This is a genomic window from Paenibacillus sp. PL2-23 (assembly GCF_040834005.1).
Classification (GTDB): Bacteria; Bacillota; Bacilli; order Paenibacillales; family Paenibacillaceae; genus Pristimantibacillus.
In genome coordinates this window covers 23,847-40,128 of sequence record NZ_CP162129.1, presented here as the reverse complement: position 1 = coordinate 40,128, position 16,282 = coordinate 23,847, and the positions used below count along the sequence as shown (strand labels likewise).

The following is a 16,282-nucleotide window of genomic DNA, read 5'->3' as shown; positions in this document are numbered from 1 at the left end:
GAATGGCGTCGAATGATGTATTTTTGCAGCAATTGTCCCTCTTGGCATACGAATATCGTGTAAAATCATGTATAATCGCAGGAATATGTATGTTGGATGAGCCACAAATTCAGGTTATGGATAGGGGATGCGGAGCATGATACTCGTCATCGACAACTATGATTCGTTTACGTACAACTTGGTTCAATATTTGGGAGAGCTTGGGCAAGAGATTGTCGTCAAGCGGAATGATGAGATTGATCTGGCCGGCATCGAAGCGCTGAAGCCTGACCATATTCTGATCTCGCCTGGTCCGTGCTCCCCGAACGAAGCGGGCATCAGCCTGTCGCTGATCGACCACTTCAAGGGCAAAATTCCGATCTTCGGCGTGTGCCTGGGGCATCAATCCATTGGGCAAGCATTCGGCGGAGAGGTTATACGCGCAGAGAAGCTGATGCACGGCAAAACATCGCCGATCGTGCATGATGGCAAGTCTATCTTTGAAGGGATGGAGTCGCCGTTCACAGCAACACGCTACCATTCCTTGATCGTCCGCCGCGAGACGCTGCCGGATTGTCTGGAGATCAGCGCGGAGACGGCTGAGGGCGAGATTATGGCGCTTCGCCACAAGGAATATGCGATTGAAGGTGTGCAGTTCCACCCGGAATCCATTATTACTCAGCACGGGCATACGATGCTCCGCAATTTCCTGCGTCATCGGTCCGGCGTTCTGCAATGACGGCTGCCTGGGTTGGATGGAACGGCAAGCTCCTGGAAGCACAAGAAGCTGTGATCTCGGTATATGATCACGGCTTTTTGTACGGTTTGGGCTTGTTCGAGACGTTCCGCACGTATGGCGGCAAGCCGTATCTGCTGGAGCGTCATATGCAGAGGTTGATGGGGGGCTGTGCGGAGCTCGGCATTCGGTTCGACATGAGCGCCGAGCTCGTCGCTGAGTGGACGAGGGAGCTGCAGAAGGCGAATGGACTTCACGACGGGTACGTGCGCCTGACCGTCAGCGCTGGCGAGGGGGCGCTGGGTCTGCCGACCGGCGACTACGTGCGGCCTAACGCACTGCTGCTGGTGAAGGAGCTGCCTCCAGCGAACGACGAAGCGCTGCTGCGCGGTCGCGAGCTGCGTCTGCTGCGGACCCGGCGCAATACGCCGGAGGGCACCGTGCGCTTCAAGTCGCTGCATTATATGAACAGCATTCTCGCCAAGCGCGAGCTGACGCCTCCCCCCTCGCCCGGCGCAGAAGGGCTGCAGCTGACCCAGGAGGGCTGGCTGGCGGAGGGAATTGTCAGTAATTTGTTTATGGTGAAGGAGGGCGTCATCTGCACGCCTTCTATAGATACAGGCATTCTGCCCGGCGTGACGCGCGAGCGGGTGCTGGAGCTTGCAGCCGGAGCGGGCTATCAGGTCCAGGAAGGGTTTTACCGGTGGGAGGAGCTTCTGCAGGCGGAAGAGGTCTGGATGACGAACTCCATTCAGGAGCTGGTGCCCATCACGACGTTAAGCGACTCCTCGGGCGCATGCCGGGCGGTTGGCGCTGGCCAGGCTGGTCCCATCGTCCGCCAGTTGCTCGCCCTCTACCGGGAGGACACGCTAGGCTAGTTCGTTTGGAAGTTGGGCGAGTGTCTGAGGCGGAATTATCGTGCCAAGCACGCCTAATGAGCGGGCAAAAGGGTGTTTGTCGCGGAACAAGTGTGCCAGAACACACTTCATTGCTCGTTTGGGGGTTATGCAGGAAAATAGAGTGGCCAGGCAAGCTTAATGAGTGGAATAGCCCTCTGCGGGGTAATAAGTGTGCGAGGATTGCTTATGGATTCGGAGCGCACAATAAATACTAGGCATGAGTAGATGGGCGAGCGCGGAAGTTACAGGGTTATACGACAGGAGGGAGGCGCTGGGCATGATACATACAAACCCAACAAACTATGAACGTTCCTATAATCTCGGGGGAGGCGTGGAGCTGAAGCTCGGGGAGCGCACCTTGATAATGGGCATCCTGAACGCAACCCCGGATTCCTTCTCGGACGGCGGCAGGTATCTCCACGTCGAGCAGGCTGTGAAGCATGCGATGGAGATGGTCGAGGCGGGAGCGGATATTCTGGATATTGGCGGAGAGTCGACCAGACCGGGCTTCCAGGCAGTGAGCGCAGAGGAGGAGCTTCGGCGGGTGCTGCCCGTGATTCATGCGCTTCGCAAGGAGCTTCCCCGCGTGCCGCTGTCCATCGACACGTACAAAGCGGCGACAGCGCGCCAAGCGCTCGAAGCGGGCGCGCATATCATCAACGACATCTGGGGTCTCCGGCACGACCCCGACATGGCCGCCGCAGCGGCGGAATATGGCTGTCCCGTCATCATCAGCCATAACCGACACGCCCGGGACTACAATGACTTTGTCCCGGACGTGCTCGCCGACCTGCGCGGCAGCGTGAACCTTGCTGCAAGCGCGGGCGTCGCCGAGCACAACATCTGGCTCGACCCGGGCATCGGGTTCGCCAAAACCTACAACGACAATCTCGAGCTGCTCGATCGTCTGAACGAAGTGCATGCGCTCGGCTACCCGGTGCTGCTCGGCACCTCGCGCAAGCGATTCATCCAGCAGACGCTGGGCTTGCCGGCTGATGATGTCGTAGAGGGCACGGCAGCGACCGTTGCCCTCGGCATCGCGCGCGGCGCGCAGATCGTGCGCGTCCACGACGTCCGCGCGATCAAGCGCACCGCCCTCATGGCGGACGCCATCCTGCGGCGTTAGTGCCCGCACTGCCAACACACCACCGCGAGCGGCGAGCCATGTGGCTGCCGGCCCGCTGGAAGGAGCGATACGATGGACCGCATGATTGTGCGGGGAATGCGCTTTTACGGCTATCATGGCGTGTTTCCCGAGGAGAATAAGCTGGGACAGAAGTTTTATGTGGATTTGGAGCTGACGCTAGACCTCGCTCAAGCGGCGGACACCGACGATCTGAATGAGACGATCAACTATGCGGAGCTGCATGAGCTGACCAAGGGGATTGTGGAAGGACCGCCGTTCAAGCTGATCGAAGCGCTGGCGGGCCGCATTGCATCGAGCGTGCTGGAGGCTTATACTAGGATCAACGATGTGACGGTGCGCGTCACGAAGCCGAATCCGCCGTTCGACATTCACTTCGACGGCGTGATTATCGAGCTGAAGAGAAAGCGGGATACGGATGGGCGAATCGTACGAGCATGAACAGCATAAGGCTTATATAGCCCTGGGCTCCAATATGGGCGACCGGGAGGAGCTGCTCCGGCAGGCGATCGTCCTCATCGACGAGCATCCGCATATTGGGGTGGAGCGCGTATCCGCCCTCTACGAGACGGACCCCGTCGGCTACACCGACCAGCCGGCTTTTCTCAACATGGTGATTGACGTCACGACATCGCTTCAGCCGCTGGAGCTGCTGCGGGAGCAGCTGGAGCTGGAGCGCCGTCTCGGGAGAATTCGACATGAACGTTGGGGACCAAGAACCATTGACCTCGATCTGCTCCTATACGATAATGTCAGAATGGATCACGTGGAGCTGACGCTGCCGCATCCGCGCATGCTGGAGCGGGCGTTCGTGCTTGTGCCATTAAACGATGTGCTGGAGGAGGAGCATCCTCTGGCGGGTCAGGTGCGCGAATCGGCAGAAGCGTCTCTCCGGGGGAGAGAGGATGGCATCACGTTATGGAAAACAATCAATTGGCGCAGCGCGTCAGAGCCTTTCGGAAGCTGAAGGGCTACACACAGCTAGAGCTGGCCAAGGAGCTTGGCGTATCGGTTGCTGTACTGGGATCACTGGAGCGCGGCACAAGGAAGAACGACCCCAAGCTGCTGAACCACATTGCGAAGACGCTGGGGATCAGCTATGAAGAGTTAATGACGACGAAGGAGGAGTAAGGAACGGCATGCTGAAAATCGGAGACATCAAGATGAAGAACAGAGTCGTGCTGGCGCCGATGGCAGGCGTGTGCAATCCGGCTTTCCGACTAATCGCGAAGGAATTCGGCACAGGCTTGGTGTGCGCTGAGATGGTCAGCGACAAAGCCATCCTGCACGGGAACAAGCGGACGATGGAGATGTTATTCGTAGACGAGAGGGAGAAGCCGCTCAGCCTGCAAATCTTCGGAGGAGATCGCGAGTCCCTGGTGGAGGCGGCCAAGGTCGTCGACAAAGGGACCAACGCCGATATTATTGATATTAACATGGGTTGTCCGGTGCCGAAGGTGACCAAGTGCGACGCGGGCGCAAGATGGCTGCTGGACCCTAACAAGATATATGAGATGGTGTCCTCTGTCGTGGATGCCGTCGATAAGCCCGTCACTGTCAAAATGAGAATAGGCTGGGACGATGAGCACGTCTTCGCCGTGGAGAACGCCCAGGCGGTCGAGCGCGCGGGCGGCAGCGCCGTCAGCGTCCATGGCCGCACACGGGAGCAATTGTATACTGGCAAAGCCAACTGGGACATTATAAGAGACGTCAAGAACGCCGTCTCCATTCCCGTCATCGGCAACGGGGACGTATTCGCGCCGGAGGATGCGAAGCGTATGCTGGAGCATACCGGCGTGGACGGCGTTATGATCGGCCGCGGCGCCCTCGGCAATCCGTGGATGCTGTACCGTACGATTCAGTATCTGGAGTCGGGCGAGCTGCTCGGCGATCCCTCTCCGCGCGAGAAGATGGAGGTCGCGATCCTTCATCTGGATCGTCTTATCGCGCTCAAGAACGAAGCCGTTGCGGTGCGCGAGATGCGCAAGCATCTGGCGTGGTACCTCAAGGGCCTGCCGGGCGGAGCTCGCGTGAAGGACGTCATTATGGAAGAGACGGGGCGCGACCGCATGGTGGCGATCCTCGAGAATTATATCAACACCTTGGAGCAGGAGGCGGATGCCAAGCCATCCACCGCCCCAGCAGCGGCATCCCAGTCCGAGGAAGTTGTACATTAACGATGCCAACAAGACACGCGCGCGGTTATTCGACAGTGGTCGACAATAACCGCCTGCCGCTGTCTTTCCTTTTATATAGAGGACTTATAACGGTTACATGCGGGGGCTTGGCTTTGATTGACAATCGGGATACCTTGCAATATAATCGTGCAATATAATCTAACAGCACATCAACAGCAACCATGCACAGACAGGTATGAAGGTCTTCATGCGTAATATATTAATTACCAGTGAATTCATACAACGTATGAAAATTAGTCACACGACAGGAGAATCGGTAAGATGAACGATAAACAAATCATTCTGACTCAAGAGGGTTTGAAGAAGCTCGAGGAGGAGCTGGAGAATCTCAAGTCGGTCAAACGTCGTGAAGTCGCCGAGCGGATTAAGGTAGCCATCGGATATGGCGATATTAGCGAAAACTCTGAATATGAGGACGCGAAGAACGAGCAGGCGTTCATCGAGGGCCGCATCATTACGCTCGAGAAGATGCTTCGCAATGCGCGCATTATTAACAATGACGAGATTGACGTGGACACCGTCAGCATCGGCTCCATTGTAACCGTCGAGGATCTGGAGTTCGGCGACACGATGGAATACGCGATCGTCGGCACAGCGGAATCCGATCCGCTGCAGAACAAGATTTCGAATGAAAGCCCCGTCGGCAAGGCCATTCTAGGCAAGAAGAAGGGCGCGACAGTGGAAGTGAACGTTCCGGCCGGCATTATTCAATATAAGATTGTCGATATCAAAAAATAAGGTTCGCTATTCACGTGTTCAGAAGCTTCCTTGCGGGAAGCTTTTTGAACGTTATTGAAGCATTGCGTGAGCAGCGTCAAGGAGATGAACGAGAGTGGAACACGAGAACCAGAACAACGAGCAGGAGCTTAGCGAGCTTCTGAAGATTCGCAGAGACAAGCTGGATCAGCTGCGGGAATTGGGTGTCGATCCTTTCGGCCGCAAGTTCGAGAGAACGCATAACGCGAAGGCGATCCTCGAAGCTTATGAGGGCAGCACGAAGGAGGAGCTGGAGGCCGAGGGCGTCAAGGTCAGCATCGCTGGCCGCATTATGCAGAAGCGCGGGATGGGCAAAGCCGGCTTCGCGCATATCCAGGACCTGACGGGCCGCATTCAGATCTACGTGCGCAAGGACACCGTCGACCCCAACAAATTCGCGGCGTTCGACATGCTCGATATCGGCGATATTGTAGGTGTGCAGGGCGTTGTGTTCAAAACAAACACAGGCGAGGTGTCCGTCAAGGCGCTTGACGTCGACGTATTGACCAAGTCGCTGCTTCCGCTGCCGGACAAGCATCACGGACTGAAGGACGTCGAGCTTCGCTACCGCCAGCGCTACGTCGATCTCATCGTCAATCCGGACGTGCAGCAGACGTTCATTACACGTTCCCGCATTATTCAATCCATGCGCCGTTACCTGGATTCGCTCGGCTACCTGGAGGTGGAGACGCCGACCTTGCACTCCATCGCGGGCGGCGCCGCGGCGCGTCCGTTCATCACGCATCATAACGCGCTGGACATGCAGCTGTACATGCGGATCGCGATTGAGCTTCATCTGAAGCGCCTGATCGTAGGCGGCATGGAGAAGGTCTACGAGATCGGCCGCGTCTACCGCAACGAAGGCATCTCGACGCGCCACAACCCGGAGTTCACAATGATCGAGCTGTACGAGGCGTACGCCGATTACAAGGATATTATGGCGCTGACCGAGAATGTGATCGCGCATATCGCGCAGGAAGTGCTCGGCACGACCAAGATCAAGTATCAAGGCCATGATGTCGACCTGACGCCGCAGTGGCGCCGCGTCAGCATGGTGGACCTGGTCAAGGAAGTGACAGGTGTCGACTTCGGCGTCCAGATGACGGACGAGGAAGCGCATGCCCTGGCCAAGGAGCACAGGATTCCGGTGGAGCCGCATATGACCTTCGGCCATATCCTGAACGCCTTCTTCGAAGAGAAGTGCGAAGCGACGCTGATCCAGCCGACATTCGTCACTGGCCATCCTGTTGCCATCTCGCCGCTGGCGAAGAAGAGCGAGGTCGACCCTCGCTTCACGGACCGCTTCGAGCTGTTCATCGTCGCTCGCGAGCACGCGAACGCGTTCACGGAGCTGAACGACCCGATCGACCAGCGCGAGCGCTTCGAAGCGCAGCTGGAGGAGAAGGAGCAGGGCAACGACGAGGCGCATGAGATGGACGACGACTTCATCCGCGCGCTGGAATACGGCATGCCGCCAACCGGTGGACTCGGTATCGGCATCGACCGTCTGGTCATGCTGCTCACCGACGCCCCGTCGATCCGCGACGTGCTGCTGTTCCCTCATATGCGCGAGCTTCGTTCAGGCGAATAGAGGCGGCACAAGCCTTTCAGACACAGGCATCCGATCCCGGATTTGGGGGTCGGGTGCTTTATTTTTGCCTAATGGCACTCTATATTAATTTTCTGTTAAGGGTGCAACCATTAGAGCTTTAGAAAGGTCTATATAGTAGAAAGCGCAACCATTCGATAATACTGAACAAAATCTGAACAAGTTCGACGAAAAGATTTGAAATTTGCTACAATTTACAGGAAATGGCTTTACCACCAAGGAAATAGTGGGATATAATGAAAAAGCTATGAAAGTCTCATAGTCTCGTTATCTATCGTATTTAATAGAGTTTCGAGTCGTAGGCATACGAGCATATCCGCAGCGATTCTGCTAGGCGATTGGACAGGGGGAGAAGGCAGCCATGATCGATATTCATACGCATATTCTGCCAGGCATAGATGATGGCTCAGCCCATGACGACGAAGCGCTGGCGCTGGCTCGCGCCGCCGCCGCGGACGGCATCCGAACCCTTATGGCCACGCCCCATCACGCCAACGGCCGATATCTGAATCCAGCCAGCGATGTCCGCAGGCTTGTCGAAGAGATGAACCGCAAGCTGGAGCTGGCAGGGATTGAAGTTGCTGTAGCTGCAGGCCAGGAAATTCGTGTTCATGACGATTTGCTGGACGCCTGGCGGCGTGAGGAGCTGCTGACGCTGGCAGGCTCCCGTTACATCCTGCTGGAGATGCCATCCTCCAGCATACCGCAAGGTATGGAGGAGCTGATGCATGAGCTGGCTGTACTGGGGCTTGTGCCGGTTATCGCCCATCCCGAGCGTAATGCGGAGGTCGTGCAGCACCCGGAGAGGCTGGCGGAGCTGGTAGAGCTTGGCGCGATTGGCCAGGTGACGACTCACTCCTTGCTGGGCGGCTTCGGCAAGCGCATCGAGCAATCCGCATGGAAGCTGCTGCGGCAGGGCAGCATTCACATCGTTTCCTCGGACGCCCATCATCCCGATCGCCGGGGGTTTCGCCTAAGCGAGGCTTACGCGTCCATCGAGCAGTCGATGGGAGCAGAGTGGAGCGGATACCTGAAGGGCAACGCTGAAGCCATTCTCGCGAATCGGGCGTTAGGCGCGATGCCCAGTCTGCCGGTACCGGGCGGCGGCGTGCTCCGGAAGCTGTTCTCCGGCTTACTGAGGAAGTGACCGATGAGGCATCATGACGAACGACATTATATTTTACATACGATCAAGGGTTTTCTGGCATTCATTCTAGCAATGAGTGACCTATCAAATATTCATTAGAGGTGAGAGAAAGTGAAATTATCTAAGAAGCTAGCTGTAACAACTGTTGCTGCAAGCGTAGCGATGTCCGCATTCGCAGGCATTCCGCTCAGCAGCAAAGGCCTTGGCGAGAAGCTGGGCATAAGTGGAGTCGCTTATGCGACTGCTTCATTCCCGAATACCACAGTAACCACTAAAGTTACTCAACTTCGTAATGCGCTAATTGCCACAGGGGGACTAGACGAGGTTCAAGCTCTTCGTACAGTGATCAATAACCTGTCGAATTCGCAGAAAGCTGCAATCGCACAGCCTTTTGTCGATAAGCTTATGACCAACGTGGAACCGGGAGAGCAAGAGGAGAAAGAGCAAAGACTGCAGGAGCTTTTTATTGATGCCATGGGCATGGCTTATGATCCTAACCTGACAGATCTCGAAGCGCTTCGAGCTGCCTACGGCGAAGAGCTTAATGAATATGCTGCGGCTGTTGGAGTAAGCACTCTTACTATCGATCATATCGTAGACTACTTCCTGCTTGTTCAAGAGGAAGCGATGAATATTCTGAAGTCCAAGACGCTGCTGGAGCTGAAAGCATTGCTTACGAATGCTGAAGGCTTTAATACGCTTATGGAGGACGCATTAGCTGCTATCCCAGATAACAGCAACCCACTGGAGACGGTGTTTCTGAACTACGATGTGACAACAGAGGATGTAGCCGGCGCATTGTCCGCTCTTAAGACAGAAGTAAATGACAATTTGAAATTCGAAAATGCAGCACTTGCTCTGTACAGCGCATATTTGTCTATGACACCGACAACGCCTCCTCCAATTGGCGGAGGATCGTCCCCTGATGTTACTGTAACCATCCCTGCAGAAGTAAAGGAGCTTCAAGGCAAGCTGAACGCGTTGAAGGACAAGCTGGCGAACGCATCCGGCGAAGAGAAAGCGGCATTGATCGCTGAAGCCGTGAAGGAGACGAAGGCTGTTGTGAGCAAGCTGTCCGTATTGCAGAATACGGTAGCGGTAGCGAACGGCAAAGCGACTCTGCAGCTGGACGAGAACGCGGCCGTATCTGCAATCGCGGGTATTGGCGAAGCGGTTAAAGCGCTTAAGGAGCTTGGCGGCGACATGGGCGCCAAGGTGAAGGTGACCATCAATCTGGGCAACGTAACAGTGAATAGCGTCGCAATCGGTCTGTCGGCCAAGATTGTCGACCAAGCGATCGCTGCCGGTCTGGACGCGGTATCGCTGAAAGTCGGCGAGCTGACAGTAGACCTGCCGGTTGGCGGCACATTCTCGGGCACAATCGACTTCACGATCGACACGTCCAAGGCGTCAGAAGAGACGACTGGCGGATTGCCAGCAGCGTCCGATGTCTATGATTTCAACCTGGCCATTGACGGCAAGTCCACTACAAGCTTCGACAAGTCGGTTGTCTTGCAGATTCCTCTTGGTGACACCAACGGCCTTGATGAGGAGCTATTGACCCTGGCCAAGATCATTGATGGCAAGCTCGAAATCCATGGCGGACGCGTAGGCGGCGGCTTTATCACGGAATCCCGCGACACCTTCTCCTCCTACGTTGTTGTGGAGAACAAAGTGGAGTTCGGGGACGTAGCAAGCGTGGAAGCATGGGCGGGCCGCTCCATTGATGTGGTAGCAGCCAAGGGCGCAATCAACGGCAAGGCTGAGGGCGTATTCGACCCAAGCGCTAACGTGACGCGCGCGGAATTCGCGAAGATGCTGATACGCGCTCTTGATCTGGAGAACGGCAGCGCGAAGGAATCCTTCGCTGACGTGAAGGCTGGCGACTGGTTCGCTCCTTATGTGGCGGCTGCAGCTGAGCAAGGTATTATTAACGGACGTTCCGCAACGAAGTTCGATCCGAACGCTTCTATTACACGCGCCGAGATGGCGACCATGATCGCTCGCGCGCTGAAGGTGCAAGGCCTGAAGGATGTCTCCGATGTGGAGGGCGCGCTGGCAGCATTCTCCGACGCCTCCGACATCAACGCTTCGCTGCAAGCAGGCGTAGCATTCGCGGCGGCTTACAAGATTGTGCAAGGCTACGACGGCAAGTTCGCGCCGAATGACAACGCGACACGCGCGCAAGCGGCCGTTATTATCCATCGTGCATTTCAGGCTCTTTAAAACTTAGTTATAGCATTGCAAGAATCTTCCTCTCATGTAGATGGGAGGAAGATTTTTAAACAACTGTCGTAATCGGGAGAATTTTCGGTTATTATGTAAGAAGGGCGTAGTGCATAAGGCATGTGTATCAGATAAGAGACTATGTCCATTGGAGGAATAGCAGGGTGACTAACGAACTGGATTTGCGTCAGTATATGATTATACTTCGTAAGAGATTGGCTCTGATTCTCGTATTTGTACTTATTTGTTCAGCAGCAGCAGCGGCATTCAGTCTATTCCTGAAGGATAAGTTGTATGAAGCCTCTACCAAAATAATCGTGAATCAAACCTCGAACCAGCTTGCCACAGGCCAGCTCGACCTGAATCAGATTAACACCAATATTCGCATGATTGATACGTACAAAGAGATTATGAAAACGCCGGCGATTCTGGATCAGGTAGCTTCAAGATATCCAGAGCTAGGCTTTACGGCAGAGCAGCTAGCCCGCAAGATCGGTGTAAGCTCAGTTAATAACACGCAGGTCATGACTCTGCAGGTACAGGATGTAGATTATCGCAAAGCAGCGGAGACAGTTAACGCGGTGTCGATTGTATTCCAAGAAGAGATCCAGCACATATTCAAGGTGGAGAATGTCACCATATTGAACTTGGCGGACGTCGAGGCATCGCCTAGTCCTATATCACCGAATGTGCCGCTTAACATTGCCATTGCTTTTGTAGTGTCACTGATGGTAGCAGTCGGCGTCGTATTCCTGATGGAATACTTGGACGACACCATTAAGACAGAAGCAGATGTATTGGAATACTTAGGCCAGCCCACACTGGCCATGATCTCTAAGATATCCCCAGAGGAGGCTCGTTCCGGCGAATACCAACCCAAGAAAGCAGTTCACACTTACAAAGGGGGAGAAATAGAGCGTGTCTCGATTGAAAAATAAACGCCAGCTGATTACGCTAACGAATCCCAAATCGCCGATATCGGAATCCTTCAGGGCACTCAGAACCAATATTGAGTACTCCTCCATTGATGAGCAGCTTCAGGTCATTATGGTAACCTCTGCCGGACCCGGCGAAGGCAAATCTACGACAATTACCAACCTTGCCATCACTTATGCGCAGACAGACCGGAAGGTACTGCTCATCGATGCGGACCTGCGCAAGCCAACGGCGCATCATACCTTCTCCTTGAGCAATCGATTCGGTCTCTCCTCTGTCTTATCTAAGCAGTGTAAGATTGAGGATGCCATTCAAAACTCGAGCCTATCGAATATGGACATTCTGACAGCAGGCGTCATTCCTCCCAATCCAGCAGAGATGGTAGGATCGAAGAGAATGGTTGAGCTGCTGGAGGAGCTTAAGGGCTGGTATGATCTCATTCTAATAGATACTCCACCATTGCTGGCGGTTACGGATGCTCAGATTATTGCAACCAAATGCGACGGGGCCATTCTAGTCGTTGATCAAGGCAGAGTGAAGAGGGATCTCGCCAAGAAGGCGATCCAACACCTGGAGCACGTCAACGCTCGTATTCTGGGTGTGGTGCTTAATAACGTCAAGCGGAAGGCAAGCGAAGAAGCCTATTACTATTATTATGGATCACAGGAATAATAGACAGCAGTTGATCTCTGCTCAAGTAGGTAATGTCTGGTGTACCTTTATCATTCCAGACACTCGGTCACGCTGTGGGTTATGGTAACCTTAGGCATTTATTGCCGTTAGTGTGATGTGAGGTGGGGTTAAATGCCCCATATTATTTATATTAATAGATGGACAAACTATCCACTTTTCCGTCTTCTGGAAGAGTGGATACTTTATCTACCTATACATTCAATATTTACAGGATTTGATTAATCAATATATTAGAAAATAGTAAAGGAGTAATGAGGATGATTAAAGTGAAAAAAGCCATTATTCCTGCGGCGGGTTTAGGCACTCGTTTTCTGCCTGCGACCAAAGCAATGCCGAAGGAAATGCTGCCTATCGTCGATAAGCCGACCATTCAATACATTGTTGAAGAAGCAATAGAGTCGGGTATTGAAGATATCATAATTGTCACAGGCAAGGGCAAGCGTGCTATTGAAGATCATTTTGATAGTGCGTTTGAATTGGAACATAATTTGTTGAGTAAAGGAAAACTGGGTCTACTAGAAGAAGTGCAGAGATCCTCACGAGTGGATATACATTATATCCGCCAGAAGGAAGCACGCGGTCTAGGACATGCCGTGTGGTGTGCGCGCAACTTCATAGGGAACGAGCCGTTCGCAGTGCTGCTTGGCGATGATATTGTTCGCGCAGAAGTTCCTTGTACGAAGCAGCTCATTCAGCAATTCGATCAACATCAGAAATCTATTATTGGTGTAAAACCTGTTCCAATAGAAGAAACTGAGCGATATGGCATAGTAGATGTGGTCCCGAGTGAAAGTGCTCTATTTACTATTAACCGATTAGTTGAGAAGCCTAAGCAGGGAACCGCTCCATCAAACCTAGCCATTATGGGTCGGTATATTCTGACACCGGACATCTTCCAGTATTTGAAACGTCAAGAGGTTGGGGCCGGTGGTGAGATTCAACTAACAGACGCTATTCAACATTTAAACGTACATAAAGGCACTTACGCTTATGCATTCGAAGGAACCCGTTACGATGTAGGGGAGAAGCTAGGGTTCATCAAAACAACATTAGACTTTGCATTACATAATGAAGAACTCAGACTTCCCTTACTCTCGGCTATGCAAGAGCTGGTAGAACGTGAACTCATTAAATAATACTATTAAATAGCGTAGAGGTGAAGGAATATGGCGCCTAACCCACTTCGTAATCAAGTGGAAGCGGTACTAGAAGGGGAACCTATATACAATAAAAATGCTATAGCCATCAAAAAACGCAGCAGGCGTGGATACCTCATGGTTAAAAGAGCAATGGATGTTGTGGGGGCAGGACTTGGACTTATCGTACTGTCACCTCTTTTTTTAATTATTTCAATTCTGATCAAACTTGAGAATCCGACAGCTCCTGTATTCTTCTATCAGATGAGAGTCGGTAAGAAGGAAGTACAGTTCAAGATGTATAAGTTTCGATCAATGGTTCCGAACGCAGAGAAGCTGCTTGATAGTCTGCTGGATCAGAACGAAATTGAAGGTGCAATGTTTAAGATGAAGGAAGACCCGCGGATTACAACGGTTGGTCGATTTATTCGGCGGACAAGTATAGATGAGCTTCCTCAGTTATGGAATGTCTTCATTGGAGAGATGTCGCTTGTTGGACCGCGTCCGCCACTTCCAAGAGAGGTTGCTGAATATACCAGCTACGACAAACAGCGTCTGCGTGTAACACCGGGCTGTACAGGCTTGTGGCAAGTAAGTGGGCGTAATGATCTTAGTTTTAGACAAATGGTGGAGTTAGATTTGGAGTACATACAAAATAGAAGCATTTCGCTAGATGTGAGGTTAATACTACAAACTGTTAAGGTTATGCTGAAGTCGAATAACGCCTACTAAAACTAAGGAGATTTAAAGGATGAAATTTCATTCAAAAATATATATTGCCGGTCACCGCGGATTGGTGGGTTCGGCTATAAATAGAAGATTAGAACAAGAAGGATACACGAATCTCATCTATCGGACCAGCGCCGAGCTGGACCTTCGCAACCAGTTAGAAGTCGAGAAATTCTTCTCAATGGAGCAACCCGAGTATGTGTTCTTAGCTGCCGCTAAGGTTGGTGGCATAGTTGCCAATAACACATATCCTGCGGACTTCATTCGTGATAATCTCATGATTCAGAATAATATTATCGATGCTGCTTACAGAAACGGTGTCAAAAAGCTATTGTTCCTGGGAAGCACATGCATCTATCCAAAGTTTGCACCACAGCCGATGAAGGAAGAATATTTGCTTACAGGCGAGCTAGAGCCGACGAATGAACCCTATGCCATCGCCAAAATTGCAGGTATAAAGATGTGTCAATCCTACAATCGTCAATATGGCACCAAGTATATCTCCGTAATGCCAACGAACTTATACGGACCTAACGATAACTTTGACCTACAGTCATCCCATGTACTGCCGGCTCTCATTCGTAAGTTTCATGAAGCAAAGCAAGCGAATGCAGAATTCGTAGAAGTATGGGGGACGGGAACGCCAAGACGAGAATTTCTATATTCCGATGACCTTGCCGATGCGTGCGTGTATCTCATGAATCATTATGAAAGTGATGAAATCGTAAACATTGGCGTCGGTTCAGATATCTCGATAAAAGAGCTGGCAGAGTTGGTCAGCAGCACAGTTGGTTTTGAAGGAGCTATTACATTTAACACCTCCAAACCCGATGGAACGCCAAGAAAGCTGGTGGATGTATCCAAGCTAAACAATCTTGGGTGGAAATCATCCACTGCATTAGAAGTAGGTATTAAACAAGCATATGAATGGTTTCTGCAATCGCACCTGGCTAAAGCTTAGAACGATCTTATATATATGGAGGAGAACATGAAGAAGGCGCTTATTACTGGAGTAACGGGACAGGACGGATCCTACTTGGCGGAGTTTCTGCTAGATAAGGGATATGAGGTTCACGGAGTTATCCGTAGAAGCTCGTCTTATAATCAAGAGCGTTTAGAAGATCTATTAACGGAAGAAGAAGCAGATGCTCTGATGAATCATAATCACTTTCAATTGCATTATGGAGATATAACCGATACATCTAATGTTATTCGACTAATTAACGATATTCGACCGGATGAGATCTATAATTTAGCTGCTCAATCACATGTGCGTGTATCGTTTGACATGCCCGAGTATACAGCAGACGTAGACGGAATTGGTACGCTCCGAATTCTTGAAGCTGTTCGTATCTTGGGCCTTGCAGAGAAGACTCGTATATACCAAGCTTCGACATCGGAGCTTTACGGTAAAGTTCAAGAGGTTCCCCAAAGTGAAACGACACCTTTCTATCCACGCTCACCTTATGGCGTTGCCAAAATCTATGGCTTCTGGATAACGAAGAATTATCGCGAATCCTACAATATGTTCGCTGTTAATGGCATCTTGTTTAATCATGAATCTGAACGCCGTGGTGAAACCTTTGTCACTCGTAAAATTTCTCTAGCTGCAGCTCGAATTGCAGCAGGAAAACAAAAGAAGCTAACACTAGGAAATCTCGATTCATTGCGCGATTGGGGCTATGCCAAGGATTATGTGGAGTGTATGTGGCTTATTCTACAGCATGATAGGCCAGAGGACTTTGTAATTGCTACTGGTGAAATGCATACGGTTAGGGAGTTTGTAGAGCTGGCATTTAAGCATGTTAGCATTCAGATTGAATGGGTAGGGCAAGGAGCTGATGAGAAAGGAATTAATAAAGCAACAGGTGAGATCATTGTTGAGATTGATTCCAAGTTCTTCCGACCAGCAGAAGTAGATCAATTGTTAGGGAACCCGACCAAAGCAAAAACATTGCTGGGTTGGAATCCTAGAAGAACTTCATTCGATGAGTTAGTACGTCTCATGGTTGTAGCGGATAGGAAAAAAGTTGAGAAAGAACATAAAGCAAGAAGAATGTTTGATTAGAACGCCCTTGTAAATAGAAAGGGATA

The 16,282-nt window shown here is 52.0% G+C and carries 17 protein-coding genes; all 17 read left to right on the top strand.

Features of this window, described 5'->3' with window-relative positions:
- Positions 1 to 136 precede the first annotated feature (136 nt).
- The 17 genes from pabA (at position 137) to gmd (ending at position 16,256) form a co-directional block, all read left to right on the top strand.
- The gene (gene pabA / locus AB1S56_RS00190) at positions 137 to 718 is read left to right on the top strand and encodes an aminodeoxychorismate/anthranilate synthase component II (protein WP_340872949.1); all 582 of its coding nucleotides are present in this window, start codon (positions 137 to 139) and stop codon (positions 716 to 718) included.
- Positions 715 to 1,593, top strand: a complete 879-nt coding sequence (locus tag AB1S56_RS00185; RefSeq protein WP_340872950.1) for an aminotransferase class IV — start codon at positions 715 to 717, stop codon at positions 1,591 to 1,593. The genes pabA and AB1S56_RS00185 overlap by 4 nt, the downstream gene beginning before the upstream one ends.
- A 298-nt stretch (positions 1,594 to 1,891) precedes the next feature.
- On the top strand, positions 1,892 to 2,740 hold the full coding sequence (folP, locus tag AB1S56_RS00180; RefSeq protein ID WP_340872952.1) for a dihydropteroate synthase: 849 nt from the start codon (positions 1,892 to 1,894) through the stop codon (positions 2,738 to 2,740).
- 72 nt (positions 2,741 to 2,812) lie between these two features.
- On the top strand, positions 2,813 to 3,199 hold the full coding sequence (gene folB, locus AB1S56_RS00175; RefSeq protein WP_340872953.1) for a dihydroneopterin aldolase: 387 nt from the start codon (positions 2,813 to 2,815) through the stop codon (positions 3,197 to 3,199).
- A complete protein-coding gene (folK, locus tag AB1S56_RS00170; RefSeq protein ID WP_340872954.1) occupies positions 3,177 to 3,725 on the top strand; it encodes a 2-amino-4-hydroxy-6-hydroxymethyldihydropteridine diphosphokinase in 549 nt (182 codons plus the stop codon). Before folB ends, folK begins: the two co-directional genes overlap by 23 nt.
- Positions 3,677 to 3,889 (top strand): helix-turn-helix transcriptional regulator, encoded by a 213-nt coding sequence (locus AB1S56_RS00165; RefSeq protein WP_340872955.1) that lies wholly within the window; start codon positions 3,677 to 3,679, stop codon positions 3,887 to 3,889. The genes folK and AB1S56_RS00165 overlap by 49 nt, the downstream gene beginning before the upstream one ends.
- An 8-nt stretch (positions 3,890 to 3,897) precedes the next feature.
- Positions 3,898 to 4,935 (top strand): tRNA dihydrouridine synthase DusB, encoded by a 1,038-nt coding sequence (gene dusB / locus AB1S56_RS00160; RefSeq protein WP_340872957.1) that lies wholly within the window; start codon positions 3,898 to 3,900, stop codon positions 4,933 to 4,935.
- Between the two features lie 282 nt (positions 4,936 to 5,217).
- Positions 5,218 to 5,694 (top strand): transcription elongation factor GreA, encoded by a 477-nt coding sequence (gene greA, locus AB1S56_RS00155; protein WP_340872958.1) that lies wholly within the window; start codon positions 5,218 to 5,220, stop codon positions 5,692 to 5,694.
- A 94-nt stretch (positions 5,695 to 5,788) separates the two neighbouring features.
- Positions 5,789 to 7,303 carry a lysine--tRNA ligase gene (gene lysS / locus AB1S56_RS00150; RefSeq protein ID WP_340872959.1) on the top strand — a complete coding sequence of 505 codons (1,515 nt, stop codon included), beginning with the start codon at positions 5,789 to 5,791 and terminating at the stop codon, positions 7,301 to 7,303.
- Between the two features lie 379 nt (positions 7,304 to 7,682).
- The gene (locus AB1S56_RS00145) at positions 7,683 to 8,468 is read left to right on the top strand and encodes a CpsB/CapC family capsule biosynthesis tyrosine phosphatase (RefSeq protein ID WP_340872961.1); all 786 of its coding nucleotides are present in this window, start codon (positions 7,683 to 7,685) and stop codon (positions 8,466 to 8,468) included.
- A gap of 111 nt (positions 8,469 to 8,579) precedes the next feature.
- A complete protein-coding gene (locus AB1S56_RS00140) occupies positions 8,580 to 10,694 on the top strand; it encodes an S-layer homology domain-containing protein (protein WP_340872962.1) in 2,115 nt (704 codons plus the stop codon).
- A gap of 164 nt (positions 10,695 to 10,858) precedes the next feature.
- Entirely contained in the window at positions 10,859 to 11,632 is a 774-nt protein-coding gene (locus AB1S56_RS00135; RefSeq protein WP_340872963.1) for a Wzz/FepE/Etk N-terminal domain-containing protein, read from the top strand.
- The gene (locus AB1S56_RS00130) at positions 11,613 to 12,302 is read left to right on the top strand and encodes a CpsD/CapB family tyrosine-protein kinase (protein WP_340872964.1); all 690 of its coding nucleotides are present in this window, start codon (positions 11,613 to 11,615) and stop codon (positions 12,300 to 12,302) included. The genes AB1S56_RS00135 and AB1S56_RS00130 overlap by 20 nt, the downstream gene beginning before the upstream one ends.
- A gap of 278 nt (positions 12,303 to 12,580) precedes the next feature.
- Positions 12,581 to 13,459, top strand: coding sequence for a UTP--glucose-1-phosphate uridylyltransferase GalU (gene galU / locus AB1S56_RS00125; protein ID WP_340872965.1), 879 nt, complete (start codon positions 12,581 to 12,583; stop codon positions 13,457 to 13,459).
- Positions 13,460 to 13,489: 30 nt separating this feature from the next.
- Positions 13,490 to 14,191: a sugar transferase gene (locus AB1S56_RS00120; protein ID WP_340872966.1), complete on the top strand. Its 702-nt coding sequence runs from the start codon at positions 13,490 to 13,492 to the stop codon at positions 14,189 to 14,191.
- A gap of 19 nt (positions 14,192 to 14,210) precedes the next feature.
- Positions 14,211 to 15,149, top strand: a complete 939-nt coding sequence (locus AB1S56_RS00115; RefSeq protein WP_340872967.1) for a GDP-L-fucose synthase — start codon at positions 14,211 to 14,213, stop codon at positions 15,147 to 15,149.
- A 27-nt stretch (positions 15,150 to 15,176) separates the two neighbouring features.
- Positions 15,177 to 16,256, top strand: coding sequence for a GDP-mannose 4,6-dehydratase (gene gmd / locus AB1S56_RS00110; protein WP_340872968.1), 1,080 nt, complete (start codon positions 15,177 to 15,179; stop codon positions 16,254 to 16,256).
- The last annotated feature ends 26 nt before the right edge of the window (positions 16,257 to 16,282 follow it).